Here is a 19,378-nt window from a genome sequence, read left to right on the forward strand (position 1 = left end):
ACAAACTAAACGGGATCCGTAAACCGTAATCGGTAATCCGTAATAAGAAGCGTAAAGTACAAAGCGCAAAGCACAAAACGAAAATAACGAACCCAACAAATTTAACGAAATTAACGAACTAAACGTTTTACCAATTACTGATTTACCGATTACGAACGTATGCAGATGAATCGTGGTGTTACTTTACTGGAATTGGTTGTTTTTATCATCGTCGCCGGAATTGCTCTGCCTCCCCTTTTAATGGTCGCTTCCCAAGCGGTGCACAATGCTGTAGTCAATGAAATAATTTTAACCAGCACCGGTTTAGCAGAAGGAAAAATGGAAGAAATAAAATTGCTTAATTTTGATAATGTAGGAGATAGCTTGGGAACATTTAGTAGTCCGTTTGGAAATTATAGTTTTTCGGTAAGTGTGGGTTGCGTTACTAGTTCTAATTATGATAATCCCCAAACCTGCCAACCAACCGATAATTATAAACGTGTGGCAGTAACCGTAAGTAATTCCATTATTCCCCAAATAGACTCAACTTTAGTCACCATAATCACCAAAAGATGAGGGGTAACTTAAATAAAAAATCGGGCTTTACTCTGCTGGAGTTAGTGATTGTGATTGCCTTGGTGGGCATACTTGCTCTTTTCTTAGCGGAAGTAATAAGAAGAGGTGTGGAGTCCTGGTATTTCGTGATGGACAAGGAGGAGCTTGCTCTGCAAACTCCTTATGTTTTAACGCGTCTGGTGCGGGAATTGCGCACTGCCAATACGGTAACTTCTGCTTTGGGAAATACCATTGTTTTTAAAGATTACCAAAATAATACTTTTAACTACGCTCTTTTCGGCAATGTTCTTTACCGCAACGGAAGTCCATTATTAGATGGAGTAACAAATTTCTCTTTACAATATTATCCCTCAAGTAGTAATATAAGAATGGTAACTATAAGTTTACAAAGAAGTAAAGGCGCCTATAGTCTATCCTTGCAGAGCGGAGCGAAACTGAGAAAGTGAGAAGTTAAACGAATCAAACGAACACAACGAACTAAACGAACACAACGAACATAACTGACATAAAAAATGGTTAAAGCTTCTAAGGATGATATAATTACTTATCTTAAAAAAAATAAGCGGTTTTTTAAAAAAGAATTTGGGGTGAGGGATATAGGAATTTTTGGAAGTTTAATCACTGACAGCCGGGTTAAAGGAAGCGACATAGATATTATCATTGAAATGGAGAAAGATAAGAAAAATATACATAATTTTCTCAACTTTAAAAGATTTTTAGAAAACCAGCTACAAACGGAGATAGATTTGGGTTTGGCAGATGCCTTGAAGCCGGCAATAAAGGAAGAAATAGAAGACAAGATAATTTATGTCTGAAAAGAGGCGCGAGGAACTCTATTTACAAGATATTCTTGATTCCGGCAATGCAATTCTTGAGTTTGTTAAAGGTTTATCCCTTGGTAAATTTATCAAAGATAGGAAAACTTACTCTGCGGTAATTAGAGAATTTGAGATTATTGGTGAGGCAGTGGGGAAAATTTCCCAACCGAGAAAAGCAAAATATCCCCGCGTAGCGTGGCAAGATATAAAAGATTTTCGCAACTTATTGAGTCATGAATATTTTGGCGTGGATGTGGAAATAGTTTGGAAGATTATAAAAGATGATTTACCTACTCTCTTAGCCACGGCAAAAGAAATGTTGGGAGAATTGAAATAATAATAAAGATAAATTACGCCAGTAACGAATACAACGAATATAACGAACAAAACGAGATTAACGAATAAAACGAACCTAACGAACAAAACGAAAATAACGAAATTAACAAACTAAACGAGAATCGGTAACGAAATAAGGAGTGGGCAAATGAAATTACGAAAATTTAAAAGAAACACAAAGGATGCTAAGAAAAAGAAACAGGGGATTTCTCTCTTGGCAGTAATTGTTACCATCGTCTTTCTTACCTTAGTGGGTTTTGTAGGGCTTTCTATGCTCTCTACAGGGACGCGAAAGTCAGTAGACTATCTTTATTCCGAGAAGGCATTTTACATTGCCGAAGCAGGAGTAGAGGTAGCTTTAAGGAAATTGCAAGATAATTGGGATAATTGGAAAACCTCTTCAAATTTTCCCAATGGGAGCCTTGCAGGAGGCACCTTTAGTTTATCTGTATACGACGATGATGATGGAGACAATAACCCTGACACTGACTCCAATAACTGCGTAATCATTGAATCTACAGGAGAGTATCAACAAGCGAGAAGAAGAATTAAGGTCTATGTAGATAGAAGTGGTCTCCCTGATGCTGCCATCTATTCAAATAATAATGTAGATGTAAAATCTAACAGTGCTGATGTCACAGGAAATGTGGTTGCCAATACCATAAATGATCCCCATAATCGTATCAGTGGGGAAAAGGAAACAGGTAATACTTTTTTACCTACTTTAGACCTTGCCTGGTTTAGAGCGCAAGCGGAGGCAAATACTTTAAATGGCAATAAAGGCTCCCCCGGTAATTATTTCCCCGGCGAATTCAAAACAAACCTCCCATCCTTAAATGGGGTTATTTATATTGATACTTATGTAAGCGGAAATAACAAACACAAAGTAACCATAAGCGGTAACATTATCACTGAGAGTGGAGAAGGAAATCCTGCGGTACTCATTATCAATGGTGACCTCAATCTAAAAGGAACAGGCGCGGGTCTTAAATTTAATGGGCTTATTTATGTTACCGGTGAAGTGGAGGCAGACAGTGATATTGGAGGAAATGTAGAAATTTCAGGGATGGTTATTTCCAACGGCGCACTGGACATCGCAGGAAATGCTGTTATAGGTTATAATGCGGATTCTATTCCCGGTAGCGTCCGAAATCATCTTTACGGAACACCACGGATGTTTAATTTTAAAGAAATAGCAAGTATCCCTTAGTGCAAATTATAACTATTTTCATAAATTATACCTATTTTCATAAAATTATAAAAAGATGGAGAACCTTAATAAACCCATAGAAGAAATTATGTTGGATAGCGGCTTAATCACTCCCCAACAATTAACCCAAGCAAAAGAAGAAGCGCAGAAATTCGGCTTATCTTTAGAAGATACTTTGCTAAGGCTGGGTTTTATCACCGAAGACGCCTTAACGAGTAAAATTGCCGAGTCTCTTTCTCTTCCCTATGTAAAATTAAGCAATTACCTTATTGACCAGAAAGTGATAAAACTTGTACCTGAGGAAATTGCCCGCAAACATAAGCTCATTCCCCTCTTTATGTTAGAAGATACTCTCACCTTAGCCATGGCAAACCCCCAAAATATTGTTGCCTTGGATGAAATAAGATTAAAAACAAAATTAAAATATGTGGATGTGGTGATGGCGGGGAAAACCGAAATAGAAAATGCCATCAACCAATATTACGGGGGAAGCGGCGATGTAGGGACAATCATTGAGGACATAAATATTGAAGAATTGCGTCGGGTTTCCGAGGACACTAGCCCCGAGTTACTTGCCCAGATTGCTGAAGAAACACCGGTAATCAAACTGACTAATCTCCTTCTCCAGGAAGCCATTAAAAGTAAAGCAAGTGATATCCACATTGAGCCCGAATTGAACATGCTTCGCGTACGCTACCGTATTGATGGCATTCTTCATGAAGCCTATAAACTGCCAAAGCAAGTCTCGGGACTAATTATCTCCCGCATAAAAATTTTAGGAGGTTTAGACATTGCCGAAAAACGCAAACCCCAAGATGGCAGATTCCGCATAAATCTAGACAATCGCGAGATAGACATCCGGCTTTCCTCCTTTCCCACGATGCATGGCGAGAATTTAGTGATGCGCATTTTAGACAAATCAAGCGTCTTGTTAAGACTGGTGGATCTAGGATTTGGTCTTCTTGACTTAGAAAAATTTAACGCGCTCATTCATGCCCCTTACGGCATAATTTTGGTTACCGGACCCACAGGAAGTGGAAAAACCACTACTCTCTACGCGGCACTCTCAGAGATAAACTCTCCGGAAATAAACATTATGACCATTGAAGACCCCATTGAGTACCAGATACCTCTTTTACGACAGACACAAATCAATCCCAAAGCAGGGCTAACTTTTGCCACCGGCTTAAGAAGCATCCTGCGGCAGGACCCGGATGTGGTGATGGTTGGAGAAATCCGTGATTTAGAAACCGCAGATATTGCCATTCAAGCGGCGCTTACCGGACACCTCGTCTTCTCTACTCTGCACACTAACGATTCAGCAGGAGCTTTAACCCGACTCATTGATATGGGAATTGAACCATTTTTGGTTTCCAGTTCGGTAATTGGAGTAATTGCCCAGCGTCTGGTGCGGATAATCTGTCCCCACTGTAAGGTTGAATACACCTCTCCCGAAGAAGTACTTAAGAACTTGAATCTTGAACCAAAATCAGGAGAAAAATTCTATCGCGGGGCAGGATGCGAAAAATGCAAAAAAACTGGTTATTCCGGAAGAAAAGGCATTTTTGAAGTACTGGTCATTAATGAAGAAATTCGCAAACTCATTGTTTCCAAAGCCTCTGCTTCGGTAATAAAACAGACTGCTGTCTCCCAAGGGATGACTACCTTGATGGGCGATGGTTTAAATAAAGCACGAATGGGCATTACGACTTTAGAGGAAGTGCTGCGACTGACAAAGCTGGAGGAATGATGCCTACCTTCAAATATCGAGCGCGGAATAAACTGGGAAAATTGGTAGAAGGCACTATCCAAGTAAACTCTCAGGAACTGGTAGCAGAGAAATTACTGGAGATGGGGTTTACCATTTTGGGTATTTCCCAGGTCCAGGAAGGAAAGAACTTCAAAGCTTTTCTGAACCTCCAACTCAAAAGAGTAAAACCTGCAGAGCTTGTTCTTTTCAGCAGACAACTCTATACCCTTTTAGATGCAGGCGTTCCGCTCATTTACTCCTTGGAATCCCTTGCCCAACAGGTGGAAGGAACCTATCTGGAAAAGGTCATTAAAAGCCTTACCGAGGATATCCGTTCGGGTAAAAGTTTTTCCGGCGCCTTGGAAAAATTTCCCCGTGTATTCAACAATCTCTACCGCAACCTGATTAAATCCGGAGAGGCAAGTGGAAAATTGGATGAGGCATTAAACCGTTTAGCCACGATGGGAGAATATGATGAGGAGATGCGCACGCGTATCCGCTCGGCGGTAATGTATCCGATAATTGTCATCTGTGCCTTAACCGGCACCTTTATTTTAATGGTTACCTTTGTTTTACCCCGCTTTGCCAAAATGTTTTCCCGGTTTAAAACCAGCCTCCCTCTCCCCACCCGAATCCTTTTGGTAATAAATCATCTTACCAGTAACTACGGAATATTTTTGTTGGGAGGACTGGTAATCTTAATTTTTGCCTTGATAAAATTTAATCAGACTCCCAAGGGAAAAGAATTTTTTGACCGCTTGAAACTAAAACTTCCTATCTTTGGACCTTTATTTCTGAAGCTGGCGCTTTCTCGTTTCTGCCGCACAACCAGTGGACTTATCCAAAGTGGAATTCCCGTGATTAAAACTTTAGAACTCGTAGAACAAGTTACGGGAAATGTCATCATCTCCCGTTCCATTGAAAATATTAAAATCGGTATAAACACCGGTGAATCCTTGCAGGGCATGATGCGTCAGGAGAAAATTTTCCCACCGATGGTCGTCCAGATGGTAGCCATTGGCGAAGAAACGGGGAAGATAGATGAACTCCTGCTTAAAGTCTCAGATTATTTTGATTATCAAATAAACTATACAGTCAAGAACCTTACGACCTTAATTGAACCTATCCTCCTTTTAGTCTTAGGAGGAGCAGTGCTGATTATGTCCTTAGCAATCTTTATGCCCATGTGGAACTTGATTTATTTGTTTAAGAAATGAAAAAAACGCAAAGCGCAAAACGAATAAAACGAATCTAGCGAATATAACGAACCCAACAGACCTAACGAAACTTACGGCGTTCCGTAAGCTGTAAGTTATAATTGGTAAATAATTTATTTGACATAAGCGGGTATTTTTTGCTAAAATTATCTCACAATTACCAATTACTGATTCCAAAAAAAGGAAGGAGGTGAAAAGAGATGAAGAAAGGTGGTTTTACCTTAATTGAGTTGGTGATCGTTATTGTCATCATTGGCATCTTGGCCGCGATTGCTATTCCCCGTTACTTAGACCTGCAGACAGAGGCAAAAAGATCATCCTGTCAGGGAACTATTGGTGCTATCCGTGCTGGAATCCAGATTTATCTTGCTAAGGAAAAAGCTTTTCCTCCGGCAGATGCGAGCATCGATGATGTAATCACTGAGGATTATGATGCTACTCTTTGGACAACTACAACCCTTGATGGTGCGGTCTGCGACTATGGGGATCAGCAGTTTACCTGTGACTACTCCGCAACAGATGGCTCATTTATTTGTACTGAGGGAGCAGGTGGAGGTGGTGGTTAAGGTAGAGGTGTAGGTGGATAAGAGAAAAACCAAAGTCTAAACAGTCAAAAACTCAATTGCAAAAAAAAAATAAAAAAATACTGGCGCTGGATGTAGATGGAGAAATAATTACCCTTGTTCTGGCGGAATTAGCCAAAGAACAAATTAAACTCGTAGGAATAAAAACTATTTCTCTATTAGGGCTAAGTCCAGCGGATTATACTCAAGAACTAAGTGCAAGAATTCAAGAGGCATTAAAAGAATTCTCACCTCTGGGTCGGGAAGTGCTCGTTTCTCTCCACTCAAGTTCCCTTTATCTGGGAAGATATGCCCTTCCCGGCCTTCCGCAAAAAGAAATCTCCTCTGCTTTACGCTGGCAGTTCAAAGATGCCGTCTCCGAGAAAGAAGAAGATATCCTCTTTGATTACCTTCTAGTAAAAGAAACCACGGACTCTGAAGGTTTAAGACAGAAACATTATCTGGTCTGTCTGGTTCCTAAAAAAGAAGTAAACGCTCTCTGTCAACTCTTAGAAAAAATAAACCTTGAACCTTTAAAAATAACTCCTCCACCATTTTCTTTAGGTAAACTGCTTCCGGAAAATATTCTTCCTCAAAAGATATATGCGGTTTTAGATTTCGCTTGGACAACTTCTACGCTTTCTTTTTATCGGAATCGTGAAATTCTTTTTTCCCGACTTATCCCCGTGGGGGTAAAGAATCTGGTAAATTCTCTGTGTATTTCTCTTGTTTATAAAGGAAATAATCTCTCCTTAAATTCTCAAAGTGCTTGGCAACTACTCCAGGAGGTAGGCATTCCAGAAACTACCGAAGGGGAATGGCATGGTTTTCCTTTTTCCCAAATACTCATCCTTCTTCGTCCGGAACTGGAACGACTTGCCACAGAGTTAATCCGTTCCTTGGATTATTTCTCCTTTACCTTGAAAGAAGGAACTCCAGAAAAAATCTTTCTTACAGGTATTGGCTCAGCTATTAAAGGCTTGCTTAAAATCTTAACTCCTAGTCTTCATTTTCCTTTAGAAGTACTAACTTTCCCTGTGGCAACAAGTTTAGAACTCTCCCCTCAGGAAAAAAATGCACTTACCGCTCCACTAGCAAATATCTTGAATCGCTTCCATAAAACAATTGATTTCCTGCCTCAAGAATTTAGGATAGCACAAATCCCTGCTCTCAAAAAAGCAATAAATTTATTTTCCTTAATAGTTACTTTCTTTCTCTTGGGCTCAATAATTCTTGCTTTGCCGCGAAATATAATCCAGAAAAAGGAACTCACACGCTTTAAAAAGCAGATGCCCAATTTTGAGAAACTGAGAGCCTTAAAACAAGAATTTGACCGAAAAAGAGAAATTAAAGATATTATTTCCGCGGGAAAAATGAATTTTAACTGGGTAATTCAGGAAATCTCAGCCCTTCTTCCTCCCAAAGCAATAATTTCCCGCATGAACATCGATAAAAACTCCCGTAGTATTGAGCTTCTGGGGGTAATCTTTGCCGGAGATTTTGTGGAAAACATCGTGGTGGAGATGATGAAAAATATGGAAAATTCAAAAATTTTCTTTGAACCAAAATTAGAATCTATTAGAAAATCGCCCGAGAAGAGTCTTGCTGAGTTCAAAATAAAGGCACGAATAAGATGAAACTAATTACCATATTAAAAAAATACAAAAGGCTAATCCGTTTAGGCATCCCCTTAACTATTCCCCTTGCAATTTATCTCTTTATCTATCTTCCCATCCACAAACAAATAAAGAATATCGCCAGTGAACATAAAAAATATAGTGAGATAGTAAAGGAACTGGGAATATCCTCTGCTTCCGCGGTAACAGCCCCCACATTCAACCGCCAAATACTGGAATTGGAGAAAACTTTCTTCTTAAGCGATGCGGAATCTTTGGACAGCATCTCCCGTTTCTGTTATGACTTAGGCTTGGAACTGGTGGCGATAAATCCGTTAAAGAAAGAAAAAATAATTGATAAAGAGAAAAAACCTCTCACTCTGGGAAAAAAAAGTATTTATCGCTTAGGGTTTAAAATCTCTCTTCAGGGCAATTTCACGATGTTGATGAAATTCTTGGAAGAGGTAGACAAAGGAGAAAAATTTCTGATTTTAAATAATTTTACCATTGGCAAAATAGCACCTTTAGACCCAACTTCTGATAGTTTGAAGCTTGATTTAGAATTGGAAGCATTTGTGCTGGGGTGAGAGAGAAAGGGTAAAACTTAAAGCGCAAAACGAATAAAACGAAAATAACGAAATCAACGAAATCAACGAACAAAACGAAGATAACGAATAGAACGAATTCAACGAACAAAACGAGCCAAACGAGATTAACGAATTTAACGAAAATAACGAACTAAACGAACAAAACGAACTAAATCCGCCTTTCTTTGGGGCGGAAACTTTGACCCTTTTATATGTTAGACAAAAAAAAGCTTAATCTGATTGCAGGAGTTTTAATTGTGGTCTTTATCTTAATGCTTTTCCCCTCATTAGCGAAGATAAAGAAACATTCCAAAAGGGCAAAAAAACCCGCAAAGACTGCTTCTCTTCCAGCAAAAACCACACCGTCTGTTTCGGAGAAAGAGCTTAGGGAATATTTTGCCCAATTGGGACTGGTGCGTAATCCCTTTACTTTAGGCGGAAAAATTTCAAAACGCGAAGAAACTTCCGAAAAAAAATCCCAAACTCTGCACTTAAGTGCGATTGTCTGGGACAAAATCCAACCCCTGGCAATCATCAATAACCAAGTATTAGGTGTGGGAGAGGTATATGAGAATTTTAAAATAATTTCTATCGAAAAAGAAAAGGTCGTAGTAAACAAAGAAGGAGAAACCGTAGAATTAACCATTTCGCCGTTAGAGTAATAGAAAAACACGGGATTCGTAATCCGTAACCCGTAAAGCGTAACTTTTAATTCTGATTACTGATTACCAATTACTGATTACCGATTACGGATGTACCAATTACTGAGTTTAAAGAAAGGAGGGGGATAATGTGTAAGTCTTTTGGATGTAGAGTCACTGCTTTTTTATTCATGATGTTTTTTGTAAGTAGTTTGAGTTTCGGCCAGGAGAAATCTTCTTCGGTAGTGGGAGAAATCACCGAGACTGCCTCGGGAAACCTCACTATGACTTTTAAAGATGCCGACCTGCTTACGGTCTTAGAACTACTTGCCCGTAAAGGAGGGGTAAATATCATTGCCGGAAAAGAGGTTAGTGGAAGCGTAACTGTTAAACTGGTGGATGTTCCTTGGGAAAAAGCCTTAAAGGCAATTCTTAAAATCAATAACTTAGGCTATGAACGCGAGGGGAACATCATTACTGTGATGAGTCAAGAGAAACTTGCCTCGCGCAGCAAATCCGAATCGGAAATCTCAGAAGTTCAACCGGTGATTACCGAGATATTTTATCTTAAAAATCTAGACGCTAACGACGCAAAAAGCGCCATTGCTCCGCAGCTATCAGGACGGGGGAAAATTTCCGTCGTAGCAATCAAAGGACAGCGGGGTTGGGTCTTTGGTGCAGAAACAACTATGGAAAAACGCACTCGTGTCCAGAAAGCAGAAACTGAAGGTAAAGCCAAAATCCTAATTGTTTCGGATATTCCTCCAGTAATTGAAAGAGTAAGAGAGATTATCAAAACCATTGATATCGCCCCGCGACAGGTAATGATTGAGGCAAAAATTCTGGAGGTTAACCACGATAAATTAAAGGATTTTGGCCTGGACTGGGGAAGCGGTTCTACCGGTGCGGAAAATTCCACCCTCTCCTTTGTAGACATAGAACGCGATGTCAGTAGAACTCCTCCCAAGGTTCATTCCCAACTTGCAGGTAAGCAGTTAGGCGCACAAAAAGCACCTTCTGTCTTTGAACCCAAAGCAGATTTAAGCGGAAATTTACCTTTTGATGCTGGACTGACCCTTGCCTACAAGAGACTCACTGGTTTTCAATTTGAGGCAATTCTACATGCTTTAAGTGAAGATGTAAGTGCAAATTTACTTTCTGCTCCACGCATTATGACTTTAGATAATCAGGAGGCAACTATTCTCGTGGGGACAAAATTCCCTATTTTAAGCACCAATGTCTCTGGCGAAACCACAACCACGGTCACCAGCACCCTTGACTACTTCCAGGAGGTAGGCATCCAGTTAAATGTCGTGCCCCAGATTATTTCCGAGAACCAAATCAATATGATTGTCCACCCTGCAGTTACCTCCATCATTGATTATGAAGAAGCGCAAAGTTCAGAGGGAAATGTTCTGGCCAGATACCCGGTAATTACCACGCGCGAGGCAGAAACTCAAGTCATCATAAAAAGTGGGGAAACCATTGCCATTGGAGGACTGCTTAAGGATATAAAGAAAGAGAGTAAAGTCGGTGTTCCCCTATTAAAAGACATACCTCTTTTTGGGCTTCTTTTCCAGCGCACTACTACCGATGTGGAGAAAATTGACCTTTTAATCTTCTTACGCGCCTTTATTGTGGAACCTCCGCAACTTACGGAAACCGAACAAGAACGTGTTACCAGTATTGACTCCGCAGACAAAATAATCAGCGAAGAAAAAATCTACAAGGAAAACAAACAAGGAGTCCTCGGTCGCTGGAAGAAGTTGTTTAAGGAACAGTAATTAAGAAGCGTAAAAGCGAACCAAACGAATAAAACGAACACAACGGACACTAGCGCACCAGAACACCAGTGAAAAACGGGGATTCGTAATTCGGATTACTGATTACCGATTACCGATTACTAATTACGGATTACGGATTCTAGAATTCTCTCTTCATCCCTCCTTCCCAGTTTATCCTTGACAAACCATTCCCACTATTCTACAATTTTCTGATAATCTGCTATTTTTTTAAAAATACGAACTTAAAATTGAAGGAGGGAAAATGCGCAAAACAGCCGAGAAAATAGAATTGTTTATTTGGGTTTTAATTTTTGGAGGAGTTATTTTTCTCAATCTTTCACCGCAATTGGTGAGCTTGAGGCGTATTCATCTTCTCGCGTTTCTTTCCTCGCTATTGATCTTCTTTCTCGCTGAGCAATTTATTTTTAAGCGCATTGCTAAACCTCTTAAGAGGAATCTTCTGCGGATTTTAAGTTTTTCTTCTTATATCGCGGTCATTTTATTTATACTTATTTTCCATAAAAACAGTGTATGGATTTTTTATTTCTTTCCCCTTCTTCTGGCTTTTTCTTTATCGCTAACTTTTGTAATCCAGCCCCGCACCTTTGTTCTCCTTTTGGTAATGGTTTCTCTGTTTCTTTTAGGTGAGATTTACTGGGAGGCAAGAATCCCCCCAGAGAATTTGGTAAGGCTTGAGTTACCCCTTCCTTTTACCAAAATATTTAGCCTTTCGCTTTTGGCAATCTTTGGATATTACCTCTACCGCAATCAGGTTCTAGTGAGAAGGGCACTTGAGGAATACAACGAGAAACTCAAAAATCTCAATGAGGAACTGCGCAGAAAAACCGAAGAATTGGAAACCGCCAATAAGCACCTCCAGGAGCTTTCTGAGGCAAAATCGGTGTTTGTGGCAACGGTTTCCCACGAACTACGCACTCCGCTTACCGCCATACTCAATTCTCTGAAATTAATTGGCTATGAGACGGCGAGCAATGAAAAGGTTAAGGAGTATATGGAAATCATTAAGAAAAACATAGACCGGCAATCAATAATGATTGATAATCTCCTGGACACCGCACGGCTTGAGCGGGGAACTTTTGAGATAAAACGCACGCATTTTGAGTTAAATGCTCTTATCTCGGAAGTGGTAGAAACGATGCGTCCTCAGGCAAAGAGCAAGGAAATAACAATTGATTTTTCTCCCTTATATGGTGATTCTTTTCTCTGGGGAGAAGAAGATGGGTTAAGAAGGGTTTTTATCAACCTCTTGGACAACGCCATAAAATTTACACCACAAGGGGGAAAGATTGAAATCTTTATGAGTCAGGAAGGTGCTAACTTAAAAGTTGTAGTAGCAGATACCGGTTGTGGAATTCCCAAAGAAGAACAGGAAAGAATTTTTGAGCCCTTTGTGCAGGCGCTAATGGAGAATAAACCCTCGCGGAGAGGCATTGGCTTGGGGCTGGCGATTGTCAGAGAAGTGGTTAGTCGCCATCAGGGAAAGGTGTGGCTTGAGTCGGAGGTAAACAGAGGAAGTAAATTCTATATTTTATTGCCCATCGACTTAAGAAAGAGTAAGAGAGATGAGTAATCGGATTTTACTCGTGGAAGATGAGGAGGATATTCGCAAAACCTTAGAGGAAATTTTGGTGCGTGAAGGTTTTGTGATAGAATTTGCCCGCGATGGCTTGGAAGCAATGCATAAACTGGAAGGAGCCAGTTTCAATTTAATCATTTTAGACCTAATGCTTCCTAAATGGGACGGCTTTAAGATTTGTAAGACCATCAAGCAGCATAAATTACACAAGGATGTTCCGGTAATTATTCTCACCGCCATGGCTCAGGATGAAGACCGCGAGAAATGTCTTTCCTATGGAGTGGATGAATATATCAAAAAACCCTTTGACCCCGATTTTCTCCTGCGAAGAATCCGCGAACTCTTAGAACGCCCTCCGGCAACCGATGCCCAATCCCCTCTCTCCAACCCCTCTAACCCCAGCTAAACCCCAACCAAAACCTAACCAAACCTAACCCACCTCGTAGGTGTCCCATAACTACCTCCATAAGTCGATAATTTATCGATACTTAAGTAGGCCGATTCTGGACACCTACGAGGTGGTAGACGGTTGAGGAAAGGTTTGGTTGGTTTGTTAGTTTCGTTTAGTTCGTTTAGTTCGTTAAATTCGTTTAATTCGTTACCTACTTCTTCACTCCGCGTTCAACGGTTATTTTTCCTAAGAGTTTTTCTAAGGCAGGGAACATTTCTTGGGGCTTAAAGGGTTTGGTGAACCAAGCGTCCACACCTACTTCTTTTGCCGGTTCTTCGCCCAACTTATCGGAACGGGCGCTAAACATCACCAAGGGGATATTGCGGAAGCGTTTGTCAAATTTAATAAAGCGTGCCACTTTATAGCCATTCATCTCGGGAAGCATTAAATCCAGAATAATTAAGTCTGCAGGCGCCTCTCGTAACTTCCTCAGCCCTTCATTACCCGAGAGGGCAAGCGTTACCTTATAGCCAGCCGACTCTAAGTGTTCTATGAGCTCCTTAACGGTTTCCGGCTCATCGTCAATGATTAAGATTTTCTTCTGCTCGGCAGTTTTCTCTTTTTCGGGCGTATCTTTTTTCATGGGTTAGTTAGGTTCGTTTAGTCCGTTGGGTTCGTTAATTTCGTTATATTTGTTGTGTTCGTTAATCTCGTTGAATTCGTTTTATTCGTTTTGTGCGCTTTACGCTTTTTAATGATTATCCTTCTATCTGCTTTTTCTGGGGAAGGCTGACGATAAAGGTACTTCCTTTACCCACTTCCGAAACCACATTTATCTCTCCGCCATGACGACGGATGATTTCCCGAGAAATATACAAACCCAAACCATGGCTATCAACATTGTCTCCATTGAAACCCGCCGCGGAATTATACCTCTGAAAAATCTTCTCCCGATTTTCCGGAGAAATCCCTATACCTGTGTCGGAGACATAGATTTTTACCAAATCCTTATTTTCCGAAACCTCAAAACTTACCTCAACTGTTCCATTTTCCTTGTTATATTTTACCGCATTATGAATCAAATTAACCAAAACCTGAGTTATCTCATCTTCATTTGCCCAAATTTTTAGTTCCGCGCTGTGCGGGAAAAGTCCTTTAATCACGACACCCTTGTTTACGGCTAAAATATCTAACGAATAAATAACATGTTTTACCGTGCTGACTAAATCAAAGAATTTTCCCTCTATCGCTACTTTCTTATTACCGCCGTTTTTGGCATAGGTAAGCCAATCCTCAACAAAGCGCTTTAAACGTTGGGTGCTCTGTCTAGCTAAGGCAAAAAGGCGCTTCTGTCTATCGTTAAGCGTCGGGTTAAGTTCCTCAACAAGCATCTCCAGGACCTCATCAATGACAGTTACGGGAACTTTAAATTCGTGGGAAAGATGGGAAACAATCTCCTCTTTTACGTTAGGGATGGTCTTCTTTCTATGCTCAGTGATACTCTCCAAATAAACGCTCAACAACTCCCCGATTTTCGTCAAAAGACTGAGGTCGTTTAAATTAAAGACCTCACGCGAGGTTTTATTATTTATATTGATTACCCCAATTACTTTTTCTTTTTCCTTCAAGGGAACGCTTAAAAGAGAATTATTATAGTATCTACCTCTTCTTATCGGAAACCTCCCATCACGCACAAGGTCTTCTACCAAAAGGGGCTTACCGGTTTTTATAACCCAGTGAATAATCGTTTTAGGCGGGTCCTCTTCTTCAATTATGGTATTCTCGACAATCTCTTCACTTAAACCCCGTGCACATCTTATCTTTAAAATGTCAGAATGCTCTTCTTTTAAAACGATAGAAACTGTCTCTACCGAGAATAATTGTGCAATCCTTTCCGCAACAATCTTCAGACAATTATCTAAATCAGCACAGGTGCTTATTTCCCGTGCTAATTGATAAACTGCAGAAAGTTCAAAGAGATAGCGCTCAATTACCGTCCTCTGCTTTTCCTGAATCCCTCCCAAGAGGGCGTGGATTTGTTCTTTTAATTCGTCCATCTGAAAAACTCCGTAATCCATAATCAGTAATTCGAAACCCCTTGTGTTCGTTGGGTTCGTTAGTTCGTTATATTCGTTAATTTCGCTTAATTCGTTATTTTCGTTTTGCGCTTTGCGCTTTAAACTTTTAGTTTTTTTCTCTACCTCGGTTTGGGTCCCCTGCCCCGTCCTTCTTCCTCATCTTCTTGTTGTCCAGGCGGAGTTCCGCCTTGTCCGGGCGGTGTCCCACCTTGGCCGGGTGGGGTACCTCCTTGTCCGGGTGGATCGCCGGGTTTTCCCGGGTCTTCAGGTTTTCCCGGTGGTTCATCGGGCTTCTTTCCCTGTCCGGGCGGCTCTCCGGGCTTCCCCGGGTCTTCGGGCTTTCCCGGTGGTTCTGGCGGTTTATTCCCCTGACCTTGAGCACCTCCTGTACCCGTGGGGGTCGTGGTAGTGGTTGTAGAACCTTCTGCTGTGTGCCCAGAATTGTTATATTCATCTAAAGCGTCTTTTAGACGCAAGAGATATTCTCTATCTAAAGATGGGTCAAGCAGAGCATTATCTGCCTCTTCAATCAACGCCAGAATATCATCGGTATAAGTAGCACCATTAGCAATGTTTAATTTGGCGGCCAGAAGCTGGGCTCTAAGCATACTGTAGGGGTCTTTAGCATCTGCTCCCTGCAAAATCTCATAAGCTTGCTCTACTGTCTCAATACGCACCCCTCCAAGATAAATCTCATTTTCACTAAGTATCCGCGCCAAGTGCTCCCGATGTGGGGCGGTCTTCCAATAGCCAATAGTCAATGTTCCTGTGCTCGGTGGTTGTGGTGGCTCGGGCGGTTCTGGTGGCTCCGGGGGTTCTGGGGGCTCTGGCGGTTCCGGCGGTTCTGGTGGCTCCGGCGGTTCCGGTGGCTCCGGCGGTTGCGGCGGTTCTGGAGGTTGCGGCGGTTCTGGAGGTTGCGGCGGCTGGGGTGGGCAGATACAAACTGGACACTCTGGTCCTTGGCAAGGCACAAGATTAATCACCCAAAACTTATTGTCGCCATTCACAAAATTAACCGCTAATTCCTGCTGTAAACCTTCGTTGTCCGAATCAAGAGCCATTATCCCGTTAATTTCGGGAACAATCTGCCCGGGGCAAACGGTTTCATCTTCACTAAAGTGCTCTCTTAGAACAAGCTCAATTTCTCCCGCCTGATTAAAAATATCGTAAATATTTAAGCGGTTCTCCAAAACTCTTCCACCTGTGCCATACTTTACTAAAGCCACCGCTAAATTATAATCAATTCCCGCATTGTCATTGCGTGAAAGATAAAGCGCCATATCCTTTACGCTGTAACCCTCTTCTACCAGTTTTTGCCTCAAGACCGTAATTGCCTGCAAAAGGGGAATCTTAATCCCCAAACTTTCGGCGATTCCCGGAATTAAACCTTCGGATTTAAGCCCATTTTCTAAACTCATTCTTGAACTAAACTCAATTGCCTCTTTTACTTTAACCGCCACACTACCTTCTACGGTATTTTCCAGCTTTAGGGCATAACGCTTTCCTTCTTTATCTTGAGCAACCAAATAATAACCATCTTCAATACGTGTAAAACCTACAGGAGTAAACCCTTGAGGTAAGGGCGCGCTGATTGCTTTTACCACTTTTCGCGGAGAATTCTGGTCCAAATAGCCATGCACTTCTAAGAAATAACGCTCGCCTTCCTTAAAGACCACAAAGAGCTCTTCATTGCCCACAATTTCCTCATCGTAATTATCTATAAGGTCAAATTTACCCACCGCCACAATTTTGTCCGCAGGAGCAAATAAAGACAAATCAATGATGGCATTAATCTGCCCATTGGGATAGAGAATTCCCGAATCAAGAATAGCAGGAATTTCGGTCTGATAAGCATCGGCGTCAAAAATTATTCCTCTCCACTTGGTCCAAACCGCTAATACCGCTTGCAATTCTTGAGATACAAGCGTTTGAGGAAATTCCGTAGTAGTCGCTACTGTTACGGGTGTTTCTTCCCTCTCAGCTACTACTGTTTGTGGCTGCCGAGTAATACTAAACCTTTTTCCTCCGCCAAAATCCGCGCTCTGGGCAACAATTTCGCCTCGCTCTTCCTTAATTGCCTTTACTTTAAAAATATATTCTCCACTTCCCAATTTTGAAACATCAAGTTGAAAGGCGCTTGCGCTAACTCTCCCGCAATAATCAGTAAGAGCAGTTTCCGTTCCATCAGGATTTATTTTAAATAATTGCCACAGATAAGCGCTTGCCTCAGGAATGCTTTCCCAGTTAAAATATTTTACATTGGGGTTAAGCAATTCTATTAAGTCCGTGCGTGGAGAAACACCAACCGTAGCTAAGCTCCTCATTGCCGAAGTAGAAACCACTTGCTTCTCCACTGCTGGTGTCTGAACAACAACCGCAGGTGTTTGCGTTACCACTTGTTGTGGAGAAGGATTAACCACTGCTGTGCTTCCTGTAGGTTGTGTTGGATTTACTACGGGAAGCGATCTCTCTGGAGAGGTTAGGGGTTTTTCCACAGTGGAAGAGGCAGCAGTCACACTTCCCGCCTCTTTACGCATTTCGGCAAGTGCCTCATTAAAACTAATCGGGCGCGCTTGGGGAGTTGCCCGATTGATATACCAGCTTCCTCTTTGGGTATAAGCGAAAATCTCCTCCCATTTAATTCTTTTGGGTCCTATCTGTTCCAACTCCTCAATCACCCGTTCGGTAAACCGCTGGCTTACCATCTGTAAAAACTCCCCATAAGTTCCTCTGGCACCTGAATAAATGGTTTCCCAACCAGTGTAAACTCCCGGTGCTTTTTCCAAAAATAAATCCAGTCCTTGAGTCCAACCACTTATTCCTATAATTAAGGTATTTAAAGCCTGATTCACAAACTCTAATACCTCTTTGCGTGTATCAAAGTAATTTTCTGCAGCCTCTAACAGTGGTGTTTTTACTTTTTGTTCAAAATAAGATGCAGTGGCATCAAGAGAAGTTCCCCTTAGATTCCAATTTGCGGAAAGAATGCCGGAAATATCAAGGGTAGATTGCCGGGGACTAACCGGTAAAATCCCCGGACTTCCTGTTCCTAAAAAACCATCTGCATAAAGTTTACTTACTAACATCAAACTTAAAACCAGAAACAAAACTCCTTTCTTCATCTGATTCTCCTTTCTGAAAAGTTTAGACTGTTTGGTTTACGAATTACGATTTACTTCTCGCTTCTCTGCTTCTGGGATATACTGAAATACTTCTCCAGTTCCTGTTTCCCTTCCTCAAACAATTCTTTGAACTCTACCGCGATCCAATATGAAGAGATAGTTTTTATTTCTTCACAGCGCTTTACTTCGCCCTTAAAAACTAAAAAATCCCTTCGGTCAGGGAATTTTATCTGTAATTCTAAAACTTCACCCACAGGAAACGGCCGGTTGCTCGGGAAAAGACATCCTCCTTTACTGATATTTTCCACAGTAGTAAATTCGCATGCCTCCGTTCCCTTTTTCTCCTCCCTGCATCTTAAGATAAACCGCCATTTAAATCGGGGATGCGCCCGGCGTTCCAACACTACCTAAACTCCATCGCAATTCTGTAACCCGAATTTCGTAATTCCCCAATTCACGATTTACGGATTACTGATTACTTCCTTTTCTTAAACTCCTCTTCCAGCCAGGGGAAGAATTCCTGTCCTCGGGCGCGGATAGAATTTTCAATAAACTCATACATATCTGCGGTCAAAGCCAGCCCCTGGAAAGCTCCCGCATCGGTGGGTGTAACCGGATGATAGAAATAAACGGGTATGGGTTTTATCTGCGGATCCATCGCATAGACACGCGTTCCCGTATCCGTGCCAATAATCTCCTGCACCGGCCAACGCCAGCGTTCTGTGAGATAATCATAAACCAATGCTTCAGTGGTGGGAGTGGGAGGAACAACCGCCGCGAGAATCGTAAAGAGCGCACTGATGAAATCTATAGCGTAGTTATCTCCTAAGGTTAAGGTTCCCTGTAAAATCGCATAGTCACCGGGGTCCTCACCCGGTTCGCGGGTTAAAGCTCCAGTAAAGCTATCATCACCTACCAATGAACCCGAGGTTATCTGATAGGTGAGTGCTGGGTCAGGCTCTCCTTGGGTTTTACTCTGACCCGAATCCGCGGTTACGGTGATTGGTTTGGCAGTAACAGTCAACGTGCCATTGTTGTAGGTGATCGTGTAATTTCCTAATCCTTCCCCTGACGCCCCGTTGATATCTATAGAATAGGAACCAACACTGGCAT

Annotated in this window: 18 protein-coding genes and 1 pseudogene; 14 read left to right on the top strand and 5 right to left on the bottom strand. The window is 41.5% G+C overall.

The genetic code is table 11. From position 1 onward, the window contains the following. The first annotated feature begins 159 nt into the window (after positions 1-159). The 14 genes and pseudogenes from NC818_06350 to NC818_06415 all read left to right on the top strand — a co-directional run bounded on the left by NC818_06350 (position 160) and on the right by NC818_06415 (position 13,080). On the top strand, positions 160-555 hold the full coding sequence (locus NC818_06350; GenBank protein ID MCM8784372.1) for a type II secretion system GspH family protein: 396 nt from the start codon (positions 160-162) through the stop codon (positions 553-555). Then, positions 552-1,001: a type II secretion system protein gene (locus tag NC818_06355; GenBank protein MCM8784373.1), complete on the top strand. Its 450-nt coding sequence runs from the start codon at positions 552-554 to the stop codon at positions 999-1,001. The genes NC818_06350 and NC818_06355 overlap by 4 nt, the downstream gene beginning before the upstream one ends. Positions 1,002-1,067: 66 nt before the next feature. After that, positions 1,068-1,370 carry a nucleotidyltransferase domain-containing protein gene (locus NC818_06360; protein ID MCM8784374.1) on the top strand — a complete coding sequence of 101 codons (303 nt, stop codon included), beginning with the start codon at positions 1,068-1,070 and terminating at the stop codon, positions 1,368-1,370. Beyond that, positions 1,363-1,710: a DUF86 domain-containing protein gene (locus tag NC818_06365; GenBank protein MCM8784375.1), complete on the top strand. Its 348-nt coding sequence runs from the start codon at positions 1,363-1,365 to the stop codon at positions 1,708-1,710. Before NC818_06360 ends, NC818_06365 begins: the two co-directional genes overlap by 8 nt. Before the next feature lie 147 nt (positions 1,711-1,857). After that, on the top strand, positions 1,858-2,919 hold the full coding sequence (locus NC818_06370) for a FapA family protein (protein ID MCM8784376.1): 1,062 nt from the start codon (positions 1,858-1,860) through the stop codon (positions 2,917-2,919). Positions 2,920-2,974: 55 nt separating this feature from the next. Beyond that, positions 2,975-4,669 (top strand): type II secretion system ATPase GspE, encoded by a 1,695-nt coding sequence (gspE, locus tag NC818_06375; GenBank protein ID MCM8784377.1) that lies wholly within the window; start codon positions 2,975-2,977, stop codon positions 4,667-4,669. Then, positions 4,669-5,886 carry a type II secretion system F family protein gene (locus NC818_06380; protein ID MCM8784378.1) on the top strand — a complete coding sequence of 406 codons (1,218 nt, stop codon included), beginning with the start codon at positions 4,669-4,671 and terminating at the stop codon, positions 5,884-5,886. The genes gspE and NC818_06380 overlap by 1 nt, the downstream gene beginning before the upstream one ends. 200 nt (positions 5,887-6,086) lie before the next feature. After that, positions 6,087-6,173 (top strand): annotated as a pseudogene (locus tag NC818_06385) (prepilin-type N-terminal cleavage/methylation domain-containing protein). Positions 6,174-6,508: 335 nt separating this feature from the next. Then, entirely contained in the window at positions 6,509-8,086 is a 1,578-nt protein-coding gene (pilM, locus tag NC818_06390; protein MCM8784379.1) for a pilus assembly protein PilM, read from the top strand. Continuing rightward, entirely contained in the window at positions 8,083-8,652 is a 570-nt protein-coding gene (locus NC818_06395; GenBank protein MCM8784380.1) for a hypothetical protein, read from the top strand. The genes pilM and NC818_06395 overlap by 4 nt, the downstream gene beginning before the upstream one ends. A gap of 212 nt (positions 8,653-8,864) precedes the next feature. Beyond that, a complete protein-coding gene (locus tag NC818_06400) occupies positions 8,865-9,314 on the top strand; it encodes a hypothetical protein (GenBank protein ID MCM8784381.1) in 450 nt (149 codons plus the stop codon). A gap of 128 nt (positions 9,315-9,442) precedes the next feature. After that, positions 9,443-11,077, top strand: a complete 1,635-nt coding sequence (locus NC818_06405; protein MCM8784382.1) for a secretin and TonB N-terminal domain-containing protein — start codon at positions 9,443-9,445, stop codon at positions 11,075-11,077. Between the two features lie 262 nt (positions 11,078-11,339). After that, positions 11,340-12,668 (top strand): HAMP domain-containing histidine kinase, encoded by a 1,329-nt coding sequence (locus NC818_06410; GenBank protein MCM8784383.1) that lies wholly within the window; start codon positions 11,340-11,342, stop codon positions 12,666-12,668. Next, positions 12,661-13,080: a response regulator gene (locus NC818_06415; GenBank protein MCM8784384.1), complete on the top strand. Its 420-nt coding sequence runs from the start codon at positions 12,661-12,663 to the stop codon at positions 13,078-13,080. Before NC818_06410 ends, NC818_06415 begins: the two co-directional genes overlap by 8 nt. 196 nt (positions 13,081-13,276) lie before the next feature. On the opposite strand, the gene NC818_06420 is transcribed toward NC818_06415, so the two are convergent. The 5 genes from NC818_06420 to NC818_06440 all read right to left on the bottom strand — a co-directional run. Continuing rightward, a complete protein-coding gene (locus tag NC818_06420) occupies positions 13,277-13,708 on the bottom strand; it encodes a response regulator (GenBank protein ID MCM8784385.1) in 432 nt (143 codons plus the stop codon). Positions 13,709-13,823: 115 nt separating this feature from the next. Next, positions 13,824-15,143, bottom strand: a complete 1,320-nt coding sequence (locus NC818_06425; GenBank protein MCM8784386.1) for a GAF domain-containing sensor histidine kinase — start codon at positions 15,141-15,143, stop codon at positions 13,824-13,826. A 119-nt stretch (positions 15,144-15,262) separates the two neighbouring features. Then, entirely contained in the window at positions 15,263-18,265 is a 3,003-nt protein-coding gene (locus NC818_06430; protein MCM8784387.1) for a hypothetical protein, read from the bottom strand. A 50-nt stretch (positions 18,266-18,315) separates the two neighbouring features. Further along, positions 18,316-18,666, bottom strand: coding sequence for a PilZ domain-containing protein (locus NC818_06435; protein MCM8784388.1), 351 nt, complete (start codon positions 18,664-18,666; stop codon positions 18,316-18,318). Positions 18,667-18,740: 74 nt separating this feature from the next. Further along, on the bottom strand, positions 18,741-19,378 hold a 638-nt coding region (locus NC818_06440), incomplete at its 5' end, for a hypothetical protein (GenBank protein MCM8784389.1).

This window comes from Candidatus Omnitrophota bacterium (assembly GCA_023819145.1).
Taxonomy (GTDB): Bacteria; Omnitrophota; Gorgyraeia; order DTHP01; family DTHP01; genus JBFWKV01.